This is a genomic window from Candidatus Paceibacterota bacterium, from assembly GCA_028697015.1.
Taxonomy (GTDB): domain Bacteria; phylum Patescibacteriota; class Minisyncoccia; order Minisyncoccales; family GWA2-38-27; genus JAQVFW01.
In genome coordinates this window covers 1-17,537 of record JAQVFW010000013.1, presented here as the reverse complement: position 1 = coordinate 17,537, position 17,537 = coordinate 1, and the positions used below count along the sequence as shown (strand labels likewise).

Here is a 17,537-nt window from a genome sequence, read left to right as displayed (position 1 = left end):
GGGGTGCCACGCTAAAATTCCCTCGGCTTCATTTTTCTCTATGCTTGCCACCATTTCATTAAAAATCTCTCTGCCCGGCTCTTTGGCGGTTTTGCTTTCCACAAATTCGCGGGCGATGTTCAATCCTTCTTTTTTGGCAAATTCTCGCAATTCAAACATTTGCGCCTCAATGGAAAGCACTTGTCGCTCTGGCTCGTCCGTGGATTTACGAGCATAGAGAAAAATCTTTTTGGTTTGTAAATTTATGTTGTCCATATTGTTTTGAAATTAGTTTTTGGGCAATCAAAGAAAAATACGCTCAACCTTTCGCTGAAAGCGAAAGAAAAAAGATTGGTTTGCAAAATTTCATTTTGCCGGAGCTTCGCTCTGCGAACTTCCGCATTGCCGACCGCACGCTGGCGTGCGACTTCAAAAATGCCTTCAAAATAGCGGAAAAATACCATGCCGAGGCGCTTTGCGCCGAGGCAACATCTTACGATTTCACAAAAAGTGAAAATTGGCGGTGTTTTTTGATTGATGTTCGAACATTTTTCGAGCAAAACCCCCAATAAGGAAGCCAGCCCCGCCGTCGCTCGGAAACCTCGCCACCCCGCAAAAAAGTTTTCTTCACAATTTTTAATTTGCGCGCGCCGATTTTTTTCTTCTAAAAGGAAAAGAAAACTTTTGTGCGGGGTTCTGCTCTGAACGAGCAGGACGGCGGGGCTGTCCGCTTTTTGTATTCGCTCGGGCGTGGCGGAATTCCCCCCAAACCCCCCTTCCGCCATGCCCTCGCGGGGACGATTCTTTTTTTCGGCGGAATTTGAGGCTGTATTTTGCAAAGCAAAATGCGCCACCAAAAGAGATGTTGCCCTTGACCCACCCAGCCATTCGCGGGCAACGCTAAGGAACTCCCTAAAATTTCCAATAAATACATGATAAAAAATTATTCAATACAGCAATCAATTGCTTTTTTAACTAATTCGCCAAGCTTTCCCATAAATCCTTTTTTCTCCGTGTCGTTTTTGTTTATCGCTTTGTCGTCAATTTTTTTAATGTCGCCGACATTCAGCAATTTCATATTCAGACCCCAAAACAAAGAGTAAAGATTATACGCCTTGTTAAAAAGATCATACGCTTCTTTTTTTCTGTCCATTCCCAATTGTTTCGTGCCAACTTCCATAAGGCGCATTGAAGCGGCAAGCAAATGTTTTGAAATACACCAAACTTCGCCCTCGTATTCTTTAATGATTTTTTTGAGCAATTCCTTTCTCATCTCTCTAACGTCTTTTATCATGTCGTAATATTCGTTTTTACCAAGTTTTGCTCCGGTAAAAAAGAAGTGTTCCTCAATAGAGACCAGATTCATAATAGCGATACTCAAATCCTGATCCGAAGACAAGTCCATCTTGTCCTGCTTTTTCATCTGATCTACCTTTTCTATAAATTCGTTTAAATTTTTTATTGGTTGTTCTTTGCTCATATTTTTAAATAATTATTTTGTTAAAAGATAAAATATTATACTCATGATAATAAGCGGGCTGATAGGCATGACGACTTTTTGAAATGGGAAATAAGCATGTCCGCCGTTTTTCTCTTTTAGGTGATAATACCAACTTGCCCCGAACCAAAAAGCGATACTGCCAACCAAAACCCCGATGACCAATTTATCTAAACCACAGGCACAGATAGTATTTAAAGGATTGCCAATTATGCCCATAAAATAAAGCGGAACAACAATCAAAAGATAATAACCAACAATTGTCGCCAGCATTCTTCCTCTGAAGTGGATATTTTTCTTGTCAAACCATGAGACAGTCCAAGTGATCATGGACACCGTCAATCCGCCGATCCACAGGCCTGTTATAGAATCATCTATACCAATCCAGCGCGAAAAACCGACACCGGCTCCCACGGCAACAGTGCATATCGGACAAACCGCCAAGGCTTGTTTAGTCATTAAAAGATTTAATCCGAATATTGATAACACAAAGATAAATATTTTTTTCATATTATTGAATATTCGTTTTTAATTTAAAAAACTCGATTATGTCATGATCGCCCACGTGACATTTTGAGCCGTCCCATAAAAACGGCACACCGATGGAATCGGTTGGCATTCCACAAGATTCAGCCTTTTCGACCAGCTCTGCTGAATTTTGTTTATTATAATAAACTTCTTTTTTGGCAAATGATACTATGGATTCGATATTGTTTTCCGTGACATATTTTTCCACGATCTCGCAGTGAGGGCATCCGTCACCATAAAAGAGAACAATGCCCTGATCCTCAGTTTTAATATTGTCGGATGATTGAATTGCCGGCTGTTCAGCGTGATTATTATTTTGCACAATAATGATAATTGAAAAAATTGCCACGACTGCAAACAAAACACCCGGAATTATAATTTTATTTTTCATAAGCTATTTTTATTTGATTAATAATATTGAGCGGACAAGCTTCTTTACAATAAACAATCGGGGTTCTTGATAAAATATGTCTTGATCCATCATCGTTCATAACATGAACCGGCCAGAATTCTCCATAATTTGTATTATCCCACGAGGTAATAACGATAGATTCTTGCGGACACTCAAGAATATTGTTAACTTGAACCACTTCTTTCAAATGTAAGCCCTCGTAAATTTTACCCTCATCAAGATCAGAACAGATTTTTTCTTTGTCCAAATCATCTTTAGTGACCGCCTTTTCGGTTTTACTGACAAAAGAATATCCTATTTTTGAAATGAATTCAGTTTGATAATTTTTCTCATGTGGTTTTGGTGGTCTGCCAGCTAAAACATAATCTACTGTTTTGTTGTTTAATAAATCTAAACTTTCCGATGTTGATTGTGTTTTTATTATCTCAAATTCATCTTGATCTAATGTACTTGCCAAGCTCAAAAAAGTCGGGCAAACAGCTATTTTTACTTTTTCTTGATTGGTTTGTTTGGTTGTATCATCTCTCGCTCCGCTGACAGACATTATTAAGCTGGAAACAGCTACTATGCATAAAATTATTATTGAAATTGGCAAATATTTTTTAAGCATAAATTATAAATTCATCAGAAACTTGACCAAGTACTGCAAATAATAAATTCCTGTCAGTATAAAAATTGAGGCCACCCCATACCGAAGCCACTTTTCTATTTTCTGCACCGCTTGGAACGCTTTACCGACCGCTTGCATGCTAAAAGCTATAAGAACGGAAAAGATAATCACCGGCAAGCCTGTGCCTAAGGCAAAAAGAGGAGGCAACAAAAGACCGCCGGTAGATTGAAGAACCAACGGAATTAAGACTCCGAAAAATAATACTCCGCTGTAAGGACAAAAGGCAAAAGCAAACAACATTCCCAAGGCTAAAGATCCAATATACCCCTTATCTGCCAGCCACAATTTTATTTTCTCAGTCGTTTGACTGTTATTTTTCAAATTGATTTTTATAACGCCAAACATTGCTAAGCCAATAACTATCAAGACAGGACCCAAAACTTTATCACCCCAACCTTGAAAAATTCGAGAAATTTGAAAAGATGATAAGCCAAAATAAATCAAAGTCGCCAGTAAAGTGTAGCTTATACCTCTACCTAAAGTATAAAAAAGTCCAGACAGGATCGTATGTTTCGGAGTCTTGATGTCTTTAGAGATAAAGGCAACGGCTGTGATATTGGTCGCCAGAGGACAGGGGCTTATAGAGGTAAGCACTCCTAAAAGAAATGCCGACAAAACGGGGATATTGTAATTGTCTATTAAACTGTTTATTAACTCCATCATATTTTTATTGTTTGCCGAGCAGTTTCTTGAGCTTGGACTCAAAATAATTCAAAAACTGCTGTTCATTGGTAACCAGTCGCCACACAGCCGTATCTTCCTCAATATTATCCGATCCGGAACTTATAGCGTTGATATAAAGAGAAGATCCTCTGGCACGGTATTTCATAACCATGTCCCTATTTTCTGGCAATTCACCGTTTACATCCTTAAAAACTATGGTGCCGTTTTTATATTCCTCCGGAAATTTTTCTTTGATTGTTTTGAGAGCATATTCACCAACCGTGATACATGACCAGCATTGTTGGGTAGCATGAAAATGAACAACCTCAATTTTTTCAGCAGTTTGAGATCTTGAAGAATATCCTTGGTTAGCCGTATTATTTTGGCTATTTTGAATGTTAGCAGTCGCATTGGAAGACTTTGGAGATCCGCCAGAACTGGCAATAGCCAAAACTGCCAAAACTACAACGCCGACAGATATTCCAATAATTAATGATTTTTTTGTTCATAATTTTTATTTTACAAAGGCATTAAATAAATACCCGATTATGATTATATTTAAAGTTGTGATTCCAAAAAAATAAATCAGCAATTTAATTTTCATTACTCGTTTCAATATCAACGCTTCGGGGAGCGAGAGCCCGACTACGGCCATCATAAAAGCCATAGCTGTGCCCAGGGGGATACCTTTTTCAACGAGAGATTGCATTATCGGTATTACTCCGACCGCATTGGCATACATTGGAACAGCAACAAGCGTAGCAATTGGAACAGCAAACAAATTTTCGGCTGTTATGTATTTTTCAAAAAACCCAGTCGGAATAAAGCCATGTATCGCCGCCCCGACCGCAATACCTAAAAGCACATAAGGCGTTATTTTTTTAGTCAAATCCAGCCCCTCATGCCAAAACTTTCTGATCAGTACACTGAATTTTTCCTTGCCATTTTGAATATCTATCTTTTTGCTTTTAATATTCCAGACATAATCAGCCACATGTTTTTCCAGTTTTAGCTTGCTCAATATAAAACCACCGATTACGCCCAGTAAAATTGCCGAGATAACATATAGGATTGTCACTTTCCAGCCAAAAAGTCCGGCAAACAAAACGACCGCCACTTGGTTTACCAATGGTGAAGTAATTAAAAAGGATAGTGTCACTCCGAGCGGTATACCAGCTTCCAAAAATCCGATAAATAAAGGGATTGAAGAGCAGGAACAGAAAGGCGTGATTGTTCCAAAGATCGCAGCCAAAAAATAATCCAATCCGTACCATTTCCTTGAAGCGAGAAAATCGCGAAGCTTTTCAATCGGCAAATAATGCCGAATAACCGCCATGAAATAGTTGATGATCAAAAGCAGAATGAGGATTTTCAGGGAATCATAAATAAAAAAATTAACCGCCGTTCCCAGATGAGCTTCCGAGCTTAGATTAAAGACCGAATAACTTAGCCAGTCCGCAAATAATTGTAGTGGGTAAAAAATATCCATAGCTTTTATTAACAATTACCTCCGCAACTGCAGGCAGGTTTATTTTCCGATGTTGTCTCGGTAGTTTCTTTAGTTATTAATTCTTTAATTTTTTCTATATCAGACACTGATCCGGTCATTACCGGTTTGCCATTTATCGCCAAAACCGGACTTTGCATTACGCCCATCTCAATTATTTTTTGAATGTCGGTGATATATTCCACTTCTGTTTTTATCCCTAATTCTTGAACGGCTTGCTTCGTTAGTTCAAAAAGTTTTTTGCAAGTTGGACATCCTGAACCTAAAACTTGAATTTTGTCGCTATTTTTCATACGATTGTAAAAATTTATTTAATAATGAATTATATTTATTAACTTCTTTTTTGTTGATTGAATAATAAACTCTCAAGCCCTCTTTTCGATCCTCCACTAATTTAAAATCTTTCAGGACTTTTAAATGATGCGATGTGAGGTTTTGGGGGATATCAAGGAATTGCCAGATATCGCAGACGCATTTTTCTCCCGATCTCAACATACATAGTATTTTCATTCTGTTTTCCTCGGCTACGACCTTTAGAAATTCAACGGCCTTGCCGAGTTCGGCAGTTGATTCTTTATTGCGACAGCATTTTGGTTTCATAATTTAACCAATGTTAATTATATCAATACTTATTGATATTGTATTAAATTTATTTTTGGTTGTCAAATTTTAGTTTTTTTGCTACGATAAACCTATATTTAGGTGGCGCGCCAATGAAATTGGCACAGCCTCAAATTCCGCCGAAAAAAAGAATCGTCCCCGCGAGGGCATGGCGGAAGGGGGGTTTGGGGGGAATTCCGCCACGCCCGAGCGAATACAAAAAGCGGACAGCCCCGCCGTCCTGCTCGTTCAGAGCAGAACCCCGCACAAAAGTTTTCTTTTCCTTTTAGAAGAAAAAAATCGGCGCGCGCAAATTAAAAATTGTGAAGAAAACTTTTTTGCGGGGTGGCGAGGTTTCCGAGCGACGGCGGGGCTGGCTTCCTTATTGGGGGTTTTGCTCGAAAAATGTTCGAACATCAATCAAAAAACACCGCCAATTTTCACTTTTTACATATGAAGGTTTCTTAATTTTATTCAAAATTATTTTTTCTTGTTCCTTTATTTTAAAAACCTATTTTGGGTTATTCTATAATAGAATATATACTTATATTATATGTTAAAGTCAATTTGTTCTAAAGAGTATAAAAATATAATATTAAAGATTAGACAAGCTCGTTTTGATGTTGGTTTAAAACAAAAAGACGTTGCTTTAAGATTAAAAAAACCTCAATCCTATATTTCAAAAATAGAAAAGGGAGAAAGAAGAATTGATATTATTGAATTGAAAGAACTTGCAAAAATTTACAAAAAAGATGTAATTTTTTTTATAAAATAGATTTTATGTCTAAAATCCAAAAATTATTATCAGGAAGAACGGATCAAATTGATTACGAAAAAATACTAAAAGATTATCCATGGGTTGTTAAAAAGGGACAGAATTGTATTTTAAGTCCAGACAGTGATGGTTTGTTATGTGGATTATTTATGTCTACCTATTTAAATTGGCAAATAAAGGGCTTTTATGACGGAAAAGTAATGTTGTTGGATAAAAATATTTCAGCCAAAGACTGTGTTTTTTTGGATATGGAAATATTTAGAAAAGACATAAAGAGTGTTGGTCATCATATGGTTCAATTTAATAAAAAGAAAAAACCGTTAAATTGGGATAATTATAAGAATTGCATTCAGCCAAACAATTTGCGTAACTATGATGGATATAAGGATTTTCGTTTAAAATATCCACTAGCAACTATACATCTTTTAATAGGAATATTGGGTTCAAAAATAAAATTGAAAATTCCTGAATCTTCTATTTGCCCATTGCTTTATGTTGATGGTGTGTTTAAAAATCTGTTTAGTTATCCTGAGAACTGTATTGATTGGTTAAGATATTTAAAGGCAGAAATAAATCGAAATGAATTATATGATATATTTTTTAATAAACATTATTCTGTTTATAATTTAATGCTTGCTTTGCAAGATTTTTTCGCACAAATTAGTGAAATTAGTGAAAATAAAAACGGTAATGATAAAATAAAAATTTCTAACTCAAAAGGAGAATTAATTAATCTGAAAATAAGAGGCAATATCTGTGAATTAAGCGAAGAAGAAAGAGAAAAGTCAGAAAAATTTTTAAAAATCTTATCAGAACTTACAACATGGGATTATAAAAAACAAAACTGGCAATGGAATGATTTAAAAATTTTCCAATTCAAAAAAGGTAGTATTAAGCCGAATAATAGAAATTTTAAAGAGATGATTTCCAAAAAACCGATTTCATGGGCAATGACTAGCGGACTTGCAATAGAATATACTTTAGATAATAAGAATATTTTATTAAAATAATCTTTTATTATTTATTCCCTCTTCTTTAATGCGTTTTTTAGCTAGTTCACAATAATCCCTAGATATATCAATTCCGATATAATTTCTTTCTAATTCAATTGCCGATAATGCGGTTGTCCCGCTTCCTATAAACGGATCCAGAACAACACCGTTTTGTGGACAAAAACACTGGATAAAATCATATGGTAAGCGATCGGGAAATGTTGCCGGATGTTGATGTTTGAGACGAGTACCGTCTCCAGCTGTCATATATTCCCAAATTGTACCTCTGCATTTTGTTGGATTAATTGTAATTGCACGAGTGGCAATACGAATACCATTAGTAAGACGAGTGCCGCCGCCTGTCATTGTTTTCCCTCCATGTTTAGAAGGAATTTTTAAGGGTTCTTTATTAAAATATTGTGGTCGTTTTCCTTTTAGAAAAATTGGCATATACTCATGGTCAACTCGAAAGCGTTTATTCCACCAAGCGCCCTCTGCGCCATATTTTCTATAAATAACGGTCTCAAATAATTTAAAGCCAATGTTATCAACCCAATCTACTATCGTTCGAAATGATGTTAATGATTTCCCGAAATCTTTTGTTTGGTCTTGAATAACCATTATTGCTATTCCTCCATCCTTTAACACACGGAATATTTCTTTACCGGTAGCGTGTAAATCAAAATTAAATCCATTATATTTTCTTATTTCGTCGTAAGGAGGAGATGTAACAACCAAATCAATTGTCTTGTCGGGAAATTTTTTAAGTTCTAAAACGGCATCACCACATATAATTTTGTTAAGCGGTAATAATTTTAGTTTTTTTATTTCTTTTTGAGATGATAATTTTGTTGCTTGTAATTCCTCTTCATTTTTTATCACATCAATTACAATACCTTGAATGGTTAACTCTCTATCTTTTTTTATAATTATTGGTTCAATATCTTTATTGGCTGGTTGTAGTCGAATAAATCCTCTTTCTTTATAAAATTTTTTAAGTGTTGCTTCATAATTATCAATTAAGGCAACAACTTTTTGTCCATCTTCAGCAATGCTTTGCTGTTTAACCAAGACAATATCGCCGTCATTTATATTTTCATCTATCATACTATTACCAATAACCCTTAAAGCATAGAATTTACCATCACTAGATAGCTTACTCTTTGGAACAGCGATTGATTCTTTATTTTCAATAGCTTCAATTGGCTTACCGGCAGAGATTGAGCCGAGCAATGTGACATTAACCATTTTTTCGTCTCCATAAATATTAATTGACCTTGGTTTATTGTCTTGTCTTCCTATAAACCCTAAACTTTGCAATTTTTTAATATAAAAATGAGCAGTGGAAACAGAAGAATGTCTGAAGTGTTTTTTTATCTCTTCAAGAGAAGGAGAATACCCTTTTTTTTTATGATATAGGGATATAAAATCTAAGACCTGTTTTTGCTTTTTTGTAATCATAAAATTATTTTATTCTATATTTAAATTATAATAGAAAAAAAATAGAAAATCAAATATAGTTATACACAACAGTATAATTACTTAAAATTCCTATCTATTAAAAAGATGAGTAAATAATTAGTATTTAGTTTTTTTTTATTAATAACTAATTCCTAATTAAGAATTATTCTTGACAAGAGTACTTCTCTTTTGATATTATACGTTAAGAATTTCTAAATTCTTAAAATTATAATTCTCCTTTTAAAAATAGAAGATATTTTTCTATCTGCAGGTTAAAATAAAAAAAATAATGAAAAACAATTTTTCAATCCTGAAAAGAGACGGAAGTATAGTTCCTTTTGACATAGATAAAATTGCAAATGCGATTTACAGGGCAATGGTTGCGGTAAACAAAGGAGAAAAAGAATCTTCTAAAAATATTGCAAAAAAGGTCTTTAAAAAAATAGAAAGCATCGAAAAAGAAAAAAGAAAAAATGTTAATGTGCCGTATGAAAACATAACGGTTGAAGAAATACAGGATATTGTCGAGAAGGAACTGATGGCAAATTCTTTCTATGACGTTGCCAAATCCTATATCATATACAGGGAAAAAAGGGCAATCTTAAGAAAAAGGAATATCTTTAAAAAAAGAATCAATCTTAAGCCCTATGAATATCCCGAACTTTATGAATATGTAAACGCAATAAGACATTCTTATTGGATACATACGGAATTCAATTATTTAAGCGATATACAGGATTTCAAGGCAAATATTACGGAAAAGGAGAGAAGCGCCATAAAAAAGACAATGCTTGCGATTGCCCAGATAGAAGTTGCCGTAAAGTCCTTTTGGGGCGATATTTACAAAAAGATGCCAAAGCCGGAAATCGCTTCTGTCGGTTTTACTTTTGCAGAAAGCGAAGTTCGCCATATGGATGCTTATTCCCATCTTCTTGAAATACTCGGCCTTAACGAGGAATTTACTAAGATAGAAGAAGTGCCGGTTCTTATGGAAAGAATAAAATATCTTGAAAATTCCATTAAAACGTCAAAAAGCGAAGACAACAAGGAGATTACAAAAGCGATTTTGCTTTTTTCTCTTTTTATCGAGCATGTCTCCTTATTCTCCCAATTTTTAATAATAATGTCTTTTAATAAATACAAAAATTTATTCAAAGGAATATCAAATGCTGTTGAAGCAACGTCAAAAGAAGAGCAAATACACGGATTATTCGGGATTGAAATAATAAACATTATTAAAAAAGAGCATCCTGATTGGTTTGACGATAATTTTAAAAAAACAATTATTGAATCATGCAAAAATTCTCTTGATACGGAAAAGAAAGTAGTTGATTGGATTTTTAAAAAAGGAGAATTGGAATTTCTTTCAAAAGACATAATTATGGAATTTGTAAAAAATCGGCTTAATAATTCTTTAGTTAGCATTGGAGTTGAAAGAATATTCAAGGTTAATGAAAAAATGCTTCAGAAAACAGAATGGTTTGACGAGGAAATTATCACAACAAAACACGGGGATTTTTTTGTAAAAAGATCAATTAATTACAATAAAAGAAGTAAGAGCATAACTGGCGAGGACTTATTTTAAATTTTATGAACTGGTTAAACGATTATTCAAAAATATTTCTTTCCAAGGGATATTTAAACAAAAAAGTAAGCGCGGAAGAAAGGATAGATGAAATTGCAAAAACAGCGGAAAATATTTTAAATAAAAAAGGATTTGCAAAAAAATTCTACAAGTATATGTCAGAAGGATATTATTCTCTCTCTTCTCCCGTTTGGTCTAACTTCGGCCTTTCAAAGGGTTTTCCCATAAGCTGTTTTTCTTCCTATCTGGGAGACGATATGGGTCAGATTCTTTTTACTCAGGCCGAGGTTGGGATGATGAGTAAATACGGAGGAGGAACTGCCGGATATTTCGGGGACTTGCGCCCAAGAGGGTCCGTTATTAAAGATAACGGATTTTCATCCGGGGCGGTTCATTTTATGCATTTATTTGAAACATTAGTTAATGTTGTAAGTCAGGGATCTGTAAGAAGGGGGCATTTTGCCCCTTATTTGCCCGTTGAACATTCCGATATAGAAGAATTTTTAAATATTGGAACGGAAGGAAATTTTATTCAAGAAATGACATATGGAGTTACGGTTACGGATAAATGGCTCAAAGAGATGATAAGCGGCGATAGTAAAAAAAGAGACATTTGGGCCAAAATACTGCAAAGAAGAACCCAAATCGGCTACCCTTATATTTTTTTTACTGATAATGTCAATAAAAATACGGCAGATGTTTATAAAGATAAAAAGCTTAAAATACTTGCAAGCAATCTTTGTTCTGAAATATTGCTTCCTTCAAATGAAAAATGGTCTTTTGTCTGCAATCTTTCTTCTTTAAACCTTCTTCACTATGAAAAGTGGAAAAACACTGATGTTGTGGAAACTTTGGTCTATTTTTTAGACGCCGTAATGTCTGATTTTATAAAACGACTTGAAAAGATGAGAGACAGCGATGATCCTCAAAAAAGGCAGTCATTCCTATTTATGGAAAGAGCGTATAATTTTGCCGTTGAAAATAGGGCGATAGGCATTGGGGTTTTGGGATGGCATTCTCTCCTTCAGAGCAAGATGCTTCCAATTGATTCTGACATATCGAATAAACTCAATGTGGAGATTTTCAAAAATATAAAAGAACAATCCTATGAGGCCTCAAAAAAACTGGCAAAAGAATATGGAGAACCGCCGATTTTAAAAGGATATGGAAGGAGAAATTCAACTTTAATGGCAATTGCTCCAACAACTTCTTCTGCTTTCATACTTGGACAGGTTTCCCAAAGCATTGAGCCAATTTGGTCTAACTGTTATGTTAAGGACATTGATAAAATGAAAGTGACTATAAAAAACAAGGAACTTGAAAAATTGCTTGAAAAAAAAGGAGAAAACTCGAAAGAAACATGGAAGAGTATTCGTGATAATGACGGCTCTGTTTTGCATCTTCCTTTTCTTTCAAAAGAGGAGAAAGAGGTCTTTAAAACATTCCAAGAAACTGACCAGAGAGTTATTATAGAGCAGGCAGCCGTTCGTCAGAAATATATTGACCAGGGGCAGTCGCTTAATCTTGCCATTAATCCTTCTTTGCCGGTAAAAGAGATTAATTCTCTCTATATTGATGCGTGGAAAATGGGAATTAAAACTTTTTATTATCAATATAGCGTCAATGCGGCCCAGCAATTCGGAAGAATGAAAGATGCTCAAATTTGCAAATCTTGCGAGGCATAATTGATAGTTTGACTGTTTTTGAAATATTATATATATTGCCATCAGTACACTTCATAGACCAATACAGGGAGAAAAAAATGCTTGCCAAAACCGTTGTTATTGCTGAGCAATTTGTTGATTTTGTTTTAAGATATGATTTATCAAATAAAATCAAAGAATTAAAAAAAGACGATGCTAAAATTCTTTTTGCAGTTATAAAGGCCGCCGGATTTGAAGCAAAAGAAATTATTTTTGGAACTCTTTTGGGAAACTACAGAGACCAAGACGGAAGCTTTACGGGAGAAACGTATCCCATAAATAAAGCTTTTCCTTTTAAGGTAATAAATGAGGAAGGAGAAGACGATTACTCTGCCACCGGATGGCTTGATTGCGCTTTTTGCCGGGTTATAACCGTCTCTAAAAAAGGAGAAGAAAGAAGCAGCATTGTTTGTGCAATTGCAAATGAAATTGAAAGGAGCGTTCCTCTTTCTCCTATTCAAATGACAAACGAGGGTGACATGCTTTGCGAATATCCTCCAAGCCCTAATTTTTTAGGATTGGAATATTTTATAGATCATTGCAGGGATGACAGAAAGCTTAAAGGATGCGTAGGGATTCATAAATATTGCAAAGGGTATATGGACCGCATTCGGTCCACAGAAAAAAGCGATGTTCTTGTTTGTCGCAGATGTCAATTGAGGGTTTATTTCCCAAAAGAAACGGAAACATACGGCGATTTAAGAAATACTCTTGCTAAAATCAAGGGAGAACAGCATGAATAAGACAAAGAAACTTCTTTTATCTTTTCAGCTCTTTCTTATGGAATTAAGGGAATTACCTTCGAAAATAAAAAGACGCATTTGGAATAAGTGCATTTTATTATGGTGGAACCGCCTTTGGATAAGAAAAGATGAATTTCATCCTTCTTTAAACTCTGATGTAGAAGCCATGATGGAAATGACAAAAGAAGAAAAAATGGCCTATTTAAAAGATCTAATGATAAGAAGGAGGATAGCCCATCTTAGAGATCTTGAAGAATAAATTGGTTTATGAATATTTTGGGAGAGCGCGAGTTCTCCCTTTTTTTATAAAGAAAAGTTCTTTAAAGAAGAAAAGAACTGTGGTATAAAGGCAGAAAGGAATTATGGAAAAAGAAAACAAAATCATACTTGTTGACGAAAAAGACAATCAAATAGGAGTGGGATATAAAAACAAAGTGCATAAGGAGGGAAAACTTCACCGGGCTTTTTCCATTTTTATATTCAATTCCAAAGGAGAATTGCTTCTTCAAAAAAGAAACAAGGAAAAATACCATTCCGGGGGTCTTTGGACAAATACCTGCTGTAGCCACCCTTTGCCAAATGAAAGCGTTAAAGAGGCATCTAAAAGGCGGCTAAAAGAAGAAATGGGTATTATTTGTGACCTTGAAGAAATTCACAGTTTTGTCTACAAAAAAAAGTTTGATAACGGTCTTACTGAATACGAGTATGACCATGTTTTGATAGGAAAATCAGATGCTGATCCGAAAATAAACGAAAAAGAAGCGGAAGATTGGAAATGGGTAAATGTCAATTCTTTAAAGAAAGACCTGGAAAATAATCCGGAAAAATACACTTATTGGCTTAGGATGTCATTTTATGACATTCTTTCAAAAATATGAAAATAGTTGTTGGCTCAAAAAATCCGGTAAAATTAAATGCCGTTAAAAATGCCGTAAAAAGAATCTGGCCTGGTTCTGAGGTCTTGGGAATGAAAACTAACTCTGGAGTGAGTAATCAGCCGATGACAAAAAAAGAGGCCATAAAAGGGGCCTTAAACCGGGCAAAACAGTCACTGGAAAATTCCAATGCCGATATGGGAGTTGGGCTTGAAGGGTTTGTTTATCAGAGCGATTTTGGGATGTTTCTTTCCGGATGGGCCGTTGTTGTAGATAGAAAAGGGAAAATAGGAATTGGAGGAGGAGGAGATGTCCTTTTGCCCGAAAAAGTTGCTTCCGAAATAAGGAAGGGAAAGGAGCTTGGATTTGTAATGGATAAATTTATAGGAGAACATAATACAAAGGAGAAACAAGGAACGGTTGGAATTTTGACAAATAATCTTGTTTCAAGAACAAATTCTCTAAAAATAGCGACAATTTTTGCTTTTTCAAGGTTTATTAATCCCGATTATTATAAATAAAATAAATTTGCTTTTTAAGGAGTTTTTTAGTATGGGCTTGAAAAAAGTTCCTTTTTCAACTAGAATAACCCTTATTACTATAAAAATATATGTTTAATTTTTTAAAAAAGAAAAAAGAGCCGGAAAACATTGCCCAGGTATTGATCTATTTAAAAAAGCTAGATGAAGAGAATAACCGGCTTAAAAAAGAAATTGAGAAGCTCAAAGAAGAAAGCTTCTATTTTATTAAAAAAATGGATGTTATAAGATACAATCCTTTTTCAACAATTGGCGGAAACCAAAGCTTTTCGGCCGTTTTTCTTAATAAGAATAATGACGGAGCGATTATTACAGGTCTTTATGCCGAAGGAGGAAGCAGAGTTTACGCAAAGCCAATAGAAAAAGGAAATTCTAAATATTCTCTGTCAAAAGAAGAAGAACAGCTTCTTAGGGAAACAACAGATAAAAAATAGTTTTTTGCTGTTTTAAAAGTTGTTTTATCTTTGCTTAAAAGTATTCCCATTGGCACTTAAAATTATGAAAAAAGAAAAAGAAAAAATCACAACCCGTCCTCCTGTAGTTGTTATTATGGGGCACGTTGACCATGGAAAGTCAAGCATATTGGAAAGCATAAAGGACTTGAAAATAACAGAAAAAGAATCGGGGGGAATAACCCAGCACATAGGAGCGTATGAGATTGAGCACGAAGAGAAAAAAATCACTTTTATTGATACGCCCGGACACGAGGCTTTTTCTTTAATGAGAGCAAGAGGAACAAGAATTGCGGATATTGCCGTTCTTGTTGTTGCTGCCGATGAAGGAGTAAAAAAACAAACAGAAGAAGCTATTTCTCACATAAAAGAAGCAAAAATTCCTTTTGTTGTTGCGATAAATAAAATCGATAAGCAAAGCGCTAATCCTGAAAAAGTAAAACTTGGTCTTGCTGAAAAGGATATTTTAGTTGAAGACCTGGGAGGGAAAATTCCTTCCGTTAATGTTTCAGCTACGACAAAACAGGGTATAAAAGATCTTTTGGATATGATTATTTTACTTGGAGATTTAGAAGACCTAAGAGCAGATCTTTCAAAGAACGCAAAAGGAGTTGTTATTGAATCTCGCCTTGATTCAAGGAGAGGCCCTGCGGTAAGCGTTATTATTACGGAAGGAATTTTAAAAAAAGGAGAAAATATACGTTCTCTTTCTTCTTCAGGAAAAGTGAAGATAATGGAAAATTTTAAAGGAGAACAAATTTCAGAGGCCTATCCTTCAATGCCCGTCCTTATACTTGGGTTTGATAAAATTCCCAGTGCGGGAGAAGAAATAGAATCTGTTTCTGAAGGAGAAAAAATGAAAGAGTTAGAAGAAAAAAAAGAAATATTTTCTTCTTTTAAAGGAGCAGAAGGAAAAAAAATGCTAAACCTTATTATAAAAGCGGATGTTCTTGGTTCTCTTGAAGCACTAGAGGGGATTTTGAGAAAAATTCCAAGCGAAAAAGTTGCAATAAAAATCATAAAGGCGGAAGCGGGGAACATTGACGAATCAGACATAAAACTTGCCAAAGGAACAAATGCCAAGATTATCGGTTTTAGGACAAAAACAAGCCAAATAGCGGAAAGTTTGGCCTTAAGAGAGAAAATAAGAATAATTAATTTTGAAATTATTTATGAATTTGAAGATGCAATAAGAAATTTTCTACTTCGCCTTGTTGAGCCGGAATTAATAAAAAAAGAAGCCGGCAAAATTAAAATTTTGGAAGTTTTTAAAACGGATAAAAAATCCCAGGTTATAGGAGGAAAGGTTCTTTTAGGAGAAGTAAAAAAGAATTCTATTGTTGATATCATAAGAAACAATGAAAAAATAGGAGAAGGAAAAATTTCAGGACTTCAAAAAAACAAGAAAAATGCAGGAGAGGTTATTAAAGGAGAAGAATGCGGAATGCTTTTTCAAATTAAAGAAGACGTATTTGTCGAAAGGGGCGATATTCTTGTTGCCTATACAGAAGAAAAGATTAAAGGAGAATTATGAAGCGTCTTTCAAGTGTTGATAATCTTATAAGGAAGGAAGTTTCAAACATTATACTGAAAACCCTTGATATAGGAAGAAACATCCTTACTACTGTAACAAGAGTGGAAACGTCTTCCAATATTATTGAGTCAAAAGTATATATTTCCGTTATTCCGGAAAAAGAATTTGATCGTGTCTTAAGAATACTTAATAGAAATATTTATCACATTCAGCAAGAACTAAATAAACAATTGAAAATAAGGCCTGTTCCGAGAATTGTTTTTTTGAAGGAAGATAAAACAAAATCAGCAGATAAAGTTGAAAGAATGCTTGACTCATTGAAAAATAAGGAATAAGAGGTTATTATAACCAAATTGACTAGGCCTGGTAGCCAAGCAGCAAGGCAACGGTCTGCAAAACCGTTATACGTGGGTGCAATTCCCGCCCAGGCCTCCCGTAAAATTAGTTTACCATATGATAAAATGGACTAATGAGAAAAAGATCATGGACAATAGAACAGCTTAAGAAGGCCGTTAAAAATTCAACAAGTTTTCGTCAAGTTTTAGGTAAACTGAATTTAAAAGAAGCTGGCGGAAATTATTTTCAACTTGAAAAATATATTAAGGAATTTGAAATAAATATTTCTCATTTTAAAGGCAGAGGATGGAATAAAGGGCTGCATCTTGATTTTAAACCTAGAGTTTCTTTAGAAAAAATACTTGTTCAAAATAGTTATTTTCAAAGCTATAAGTTAAAAAATAGATTAATTAAAGAAGGATTTAAATTAGCTTGTTGTGAAGAATGCGGGTGGGCAAAAAAAAGCAAAGATGGCCGTATTCCTATTGAATTGGATCATATAAATGGCGATGTTAATGATAATCGATTAAAAAATTTAAGAATTTTGTGTCCAAATTGTCATTCTTTAAAAAATACTCATAGGGGTTGTAATAAAAAAAACGGGCGAGTGGCGGAAAGGCATACGCACAACACTTAAAATGTTGCGAGGATTACCTCATATGGGTTCGACTCCCATCTCGCCCAC

At 34.7% G+C, this 17,537-nt stretch carries 24 protein-coding genes and 2 tRNA genes; 14 read left to right on the top strand and 12 right to left on the bottom strand.

The features are described 5' to 3' along the window. The 11 genes from PHH50_03525 to PHH50_03475 all read right to left on the bottom strand — a co-directional run. On the bottom strand, positions 1–255 hold a 255-nt coding region (locus PHH50_03525; protein MDD3729354.1), incomplete at its 3' end, for a recombinase family protein. After that, positions 243–836 carry a hypothetical protein gene (locus PHH50_03520; protein MDD3729353.1) on the bottom strand — a complete coding sequence of 198 codons (594 nt, stop codon included), beginning with the start codon at positions 834–836 and terminating at the stop codon, positions 243–245. The genes PHH50_03520 and PHH50_03525, both read right to left, overlap by 13 nt. 86 nt (positions 837–922) lie before the next feature. After that, entirely contained in the window at positions 923–1,459 is a 537-nt protein-coding gene (locus tag PHH50_03515) for a hypothetical protein (GenBank protein MDD3729352.1), read from the bottom strand. A 12-nt stretch (positions 1,460–1,471) separates the two neighbouring features. Continuing rightward, positions 1,472–1,936, bottom strand: coding sequence for a hypothetical protein (locus PHH50_03510; GenBank protein MDD3729351.1), 465 nt, complete (start codon positions 1,934–1,936; stop codon positions 1,472–1,474). Positions 1,937–1,988: 52 nt separating this feature from the next. Further along, positions 1,989–2,396, bottom strand: coding sequence for a hypothetical protein (locus PHH50_03505; protein ID MDD3729350.1), 408 nt, complete (start codon positions 2,394–2,396; stop codon positions 1,989–1,991). Then, a complete protein-coding gene (locus PHH50_03500; protein ID MDD3729349.1) occupies positions 2,386–3,012 on the bottom strand; it encodes a hypothetical protein in 627 nt (208 codons plus the stop codon). The genes PHH50_03505 and PHH50_03500 overlap by 11 nt, the downstream gene beginning before the upstream one ends. 18 nt (positions 3,013–3,030) lie before the next feature. Further along, positions 3,031–3,747, bottom strand: a complete 717-nt coding sequence (locus tag PHH50_03495) for an aromatic aminobenezylarsenical efflux permease ArsG family transporter (GenBank protein ID MDD3729348.1) — start codon at positions 3,745–3,747, stop codon at positions 3,031–3,033. 7 nt (positions 3,748–3,754) lie between these two features. Continuing rightward, the gene (locus PHH50_03490; GenBank protein ID MDD3729347.1) at positions 3,755–4,210 is read right to left on the bottom strand and encodes a nitrophenyl compound nitroreductase subunit ArsF family protein; all 456 of its coding nucleotides are present in this window, start codon (positions 4,208–4,210) and stop codon (positions 3,755–3,757) included. 54 nt (positions 4,211–4,264) lie between these two features. Next, a complete protein-coding gene (locus PHH50_03485) occupies positions 4,265–5,239 on the bottom strand; it encodes a permease (protein ID MDD3729346.1) in 975 nt (324 codons plus the stop codon). An 8-nt stretch (positions 5,240–5,247) separates the two neighbouring features. Next, positions 5,248–5,550 (bottom strand): thioredoxin family protein, encoded by a 303-nt coding sequence (locus PHH50_03480; GenBank protein ID MDD3729345.1) that lies wholly within the window; start codon positions 5,548–5,550, stop codon positions 5,248–5,250. Then, a complete protein-coding gene (locus PHH50_03475; GenBank protein MDD3729344.1) occupies positions 5,540–5,857 on the bottom strand; it encodes a metalloregulator ArsR/SmtB family transcription factor in 318 nt (105 codons plus the stop codon). Before PHH50_03475 ends, PHH50_03480 begins: the two co-directional genes overlap by 11 nt. Before the next feature lie 553 nt (positions 5,858–6,410). Between PHH50_03475 and PHH50_03470 the strand changes: the two genes are divergently transcribed. Together PHH50_03470 and PHH50_03465 are read left to right on the top strand one after the other, a co-directional pair. Beyond that, positions 6,411–6,632, top strand: coding sequence for a helix-turn-helix transcriptional regulator (locus PHH50_03470; GenBank protein ID MDD3729343.1), 222 nt, complete (start codon positions 6,411–6,413; stop codon positions 6,630–6,632). Positions 6,633–6,637: 5 nt separating this feature from the next. After that, complete coding sequence (locus PHH50_03465; GenBank protein MDD3729342.1) at positions 6,638–7,642, top strand: hypothetical protein; 1,005 nt, start codon at positions 6,638–6,640, stop codon at positions 7,640–7,642. Here the strand turns inward: PHH50_03465 and lexA are convergent. Continuing rightward, entirely contained in the window at positions 7,634–9,085 is a 1,452-nt protein-coding gene (lexA, locus tag PHH50_03460) for a transcriptional repressor LexA (GenBank protein MDD3729341.1), read from the bottom strand. The two genes, PHH50_03465 and lexA, sit on opposite strands and share 9 nt — an antisense overlap. A 289-nt stretch (positions 9,086–9,374) precedes the next feature. On the opposite strand from lexA, the gene PHH50_03455 reads away from it, so the two are divergent. From PHH50_03455 to PHH50_03400, 12 genes are all read left to right on the top strand, one after another. Continuing rightward, on the top strand, positions 9,375–10,670 hold the full coding sequence (locus PHH50_03455; GenBank protein MDD3729340.1) for a ribonucleotide-diphosphate reductase subunit beta: 1,296 nt from the start codon (positions 9,375–9,377) through the stop codon (positions 10,668–10,670). A gap of 5 nt (positions 10,671–10,675) precedes the next feature. Continuing rightward, entirely contained in the window at positions 10,676–12,355 is a 1,680-nt protein-coding gene (locus PHH50_03450; protein ID MDD3729339.1) for a ribonucleoside-diphosphate reductase subunit alpha, read from the top strand. Beyond that, positions 12,334–13,116, top strand: a complete 783-nt coding sequence (locus tag PHH50_03445; protein ID MDD3729338.1) for a hypothetical protein — start codon at positions 12,334–12,336, stop codon at positions 13,114–13,116. Before PHH50_03450 ends, PHH50_03445 begins: the two co-directional genes overlap by 22 nt. Further along, positions 13,109–13,375 (top strand): hypothetical protein, encoded by a 267-nt coding sequence (locus PHH50_03440; GenBank protein ID MDD3729337.1) that lies wholly within the window; start codon positions 13,109–13,111, stop codon positions 13,373–13,375. Before PHH50_03445 ends, PHH50_03440 begins: the two co-directional genes overlap by 8 nt. A 103-nt stretch (positions 13,376–13,478) precedes the next feature. Continuing rightward, positions 13,479–13,994 carry an isopentenyl-diphosphate Delta-isomerase gene (gene idi, locus PHH50_03435; protein MDD3729336.1) on the top strand — a complete coding sequence of 172 codons (516 nt, stop codon included), beginning with the start codon at positions 13,479–13,481 and terminating at the stop codon, positions 13,992–13,994. Next, on the top strand, positions 13,991–14,512 hold the full coding sequence (gene yjjX, locus PHH50_03430; GenBank protein ID MDD3729335.1) for an inosine/xanthosine triphosphatase: 522 nt from the start codon (positions 13,991–13,993) through the stop codon (positions 14,510–14,512). The genes idi and yjjX overlap by 4 nt, the downstream gene beginning before the upstream one ends. A gap of 89 nt (positions 14,513–14,601) precedes the next feature. Then, the gene (locus PHH50_03425) at positions 14,602–14,964 is read left to right on the top strand and encodes a DUF4446 family protein (GenBank protein ID MDD3729334.1); all 363 of its coding nucleotides are present in this window, start codon (positions 14,602–14,604) and stop codon (positions 14,962–14,964) included. 64 nt (positions 14,965–15,028) lie between these two features. Next, positions 15,029–16,516 carry a translation initiation factor IF-2 gene (gene infB / locus PHH50_03420; GenBank protein ID MDD3729333.1) on the top strand — a complete coding sequence of 496 codons (1,488 nt, stop codon included), beginning with the start codon at positions 15,029–15,031 and terminating at the stop codon, positions 16,514–16,516. Beyond that, positions 16,513–16,851 carry a 30S ribosome-binding factor RbfA gene (gene rbfA / locus PHH50_03415; protein ID MDD3729332.1) on the top strand — a complete coding sequence of 113 codons (339 nt, stop codon included), beginning with the start codon at positions 16,513–16,515 and terminating at the stop codon, positions 16,849–16,851. Before infB ends, rbfA begins: the two co-directional genes overlap by 4 nt. 25 nt (positions 16,852–16,876) lie before the next feature. After that, positions 16,877–16,948: transfer RNA gene (locus PHH50_03410), tRNA-Cys, on the top strand. A 37-nt stretch (positions 16,949–16,985) separates the two neighbouring features. After that, complete coding sequence (locus tag PHH50_03405) at positions 16,986–17,489, top strand: HNH endonuclease signature motif containing protein (GenBank protein MDD3729331.1); 504 nt, start codon at positions 16,986–16,988, stop codon at positions 17,487–17,489. Further along, positions 17,454–17,536 (top strand) — tRNA-Leu (locus PHH50_03400). Before PHH50_03405 ends, PHH50_03400 begins: the two co-directional genes overlap by 36 nt. The last annotated feature ends 1 nt before the right edge of the window (position 17,537 follow it).

What these genes read in the sequence shown, in the direction of transcription:
- yjjX (MDD3729335.1), top strand. Translation starts at nt 13,991, where the DNA reads ATGAAAATAGTTGTTGGCTCAAAAAATCCGGTAAAATTAAATGCCGTT.
- lexA (MDD3729341.1), bottom strand. Translation starts at nt 9,085, where the DNA reads ATGATTACAAAAAAGCAAAAACAGGTCTTAGATTTTATATCCCTATAT.
- idi (MDD3729336.1), top strand. Translation starts at nt 13,479, where the DNA reads ATGGAAAAAGAAAACAAAATCATACTTGTTGACGAAAAAGACAATCAA.
- PHH50_03450 (MDD3729339.1), top strand. Translation starts at nt 10,676, where the DNA reads ATGAACTGGTTAAACGATTATTCAAAAATATTTCTTTCCAAGGGATAT.
- PHH50_03425 (MDD3729334.1), top strand. Translation starts at nt 14,602, where the DNA reads ATGTTTAATTTTTTAAAAAAGAAAAAAGAGCCGGAAAACATTGCCCAG.
- PHH50_03505 (MDD3729350.1), bottom strand. Translation starts at nt 2,396, where the DNA reads ATGAAAAATAAAATTATAATTCCGGGTGTTTTGTTTGCAGTCGTGGCA.
- PHH50_03405 (MDD3729331.1), top strand. Translation starts at nt 16,986, where the DNA reads ATGAGAAAAAGATCATGGACAATAGAACAGCTTAAGAAGGCCGTTAAA.
- PHH50_03515 (MDD3729352.1), bottom strand. Translation starts at nt 1,459, where the DNA reads ATGAGCAAAGAACAACCAATAAAAAATTTAAACGAATTTATAGAAAAG.
- PHH50_03465 (MDD3729342.1), top strand. Translation starts at nt 6,638, where the DNA reads ATGTCTAAAATCCAAAAATTATTATCAGGAAGAACGGATCAAATTGAT.
- rbfA (MDD3729332.1), top strand. Translation starts at nt 16,513, where the DNA reads ATGAAGCGTCTTTCAAGTGTTGATAATCTTATAAGGAAGGAAGTTTCA.
- PHH50_03480 (MDD3729345.1), bottom strand. Translation starts at nt 5,550, where the DNA reads ATGAAAAATAGCGACAAAATTCAAGTTTTAGGTTCAGGATGTCCAACT.
- PHH50_03495 (MDD3729348.1), bottom strand. Translation starts at nt 3,747, where the DNA reads ATGGAGTTAATAAACAGTTTAATAGACAATTACAATATCCCCGTTTTG.
- PHH50_03485 (MDD3729346.1), bottom strand. Translation starts at nt 5,239, where the DNA reads ATGGATATTTTTTACCCACTACAATTATTTGCGGACTGGCTAAGTTAT.
- PHH50_03510 (MDD3729351.1), bottom strand. Translation starts at nt 1,936, where the DNA reads ATGACTAAACAAGCCTTGGCGGTTTGTCCGATATGCACTGTTGCCGTG.
- PHH50_03455 (MDD3729340.1), top strand. Translation starts at nt 9,375, where the DNA reads ATGAAAAACAATTTTTCAATCCTGAAAAGAGACGGAAGTATAGTTCCT.
- PHH50_03475 (MDD3729344.1), bottom strand. Translation starts at nt 5,857, where the DNA reads ATGAAACCAAAATGCTGTCGCAATAAAGAATCAACTGCCGAACTCGGC.
- PHH50_03470 (MDD3729343.1), top strand. Translation starts at nt 6,411, where the DNA reads ATGTTAAAGTCAATTTGTTCTAAAGAGTATAAAAATATAATATTAAAG.
- PHH50_03440 (MDD3729337.1), top strand. Translation starts at nt 13,109, where the DNA reads ATGAATAAGACAAAGAAACTTCTTTTATCTTTTCAGCTCTTTCTTATG.
- infB (MDD3729333.1), top strand. Translation starts at nt 15,029, where the DNA reads ATGAAAAAAGAAAAAGAAAAAATCACAACCCGTCCTCCTGTAGTTGTT.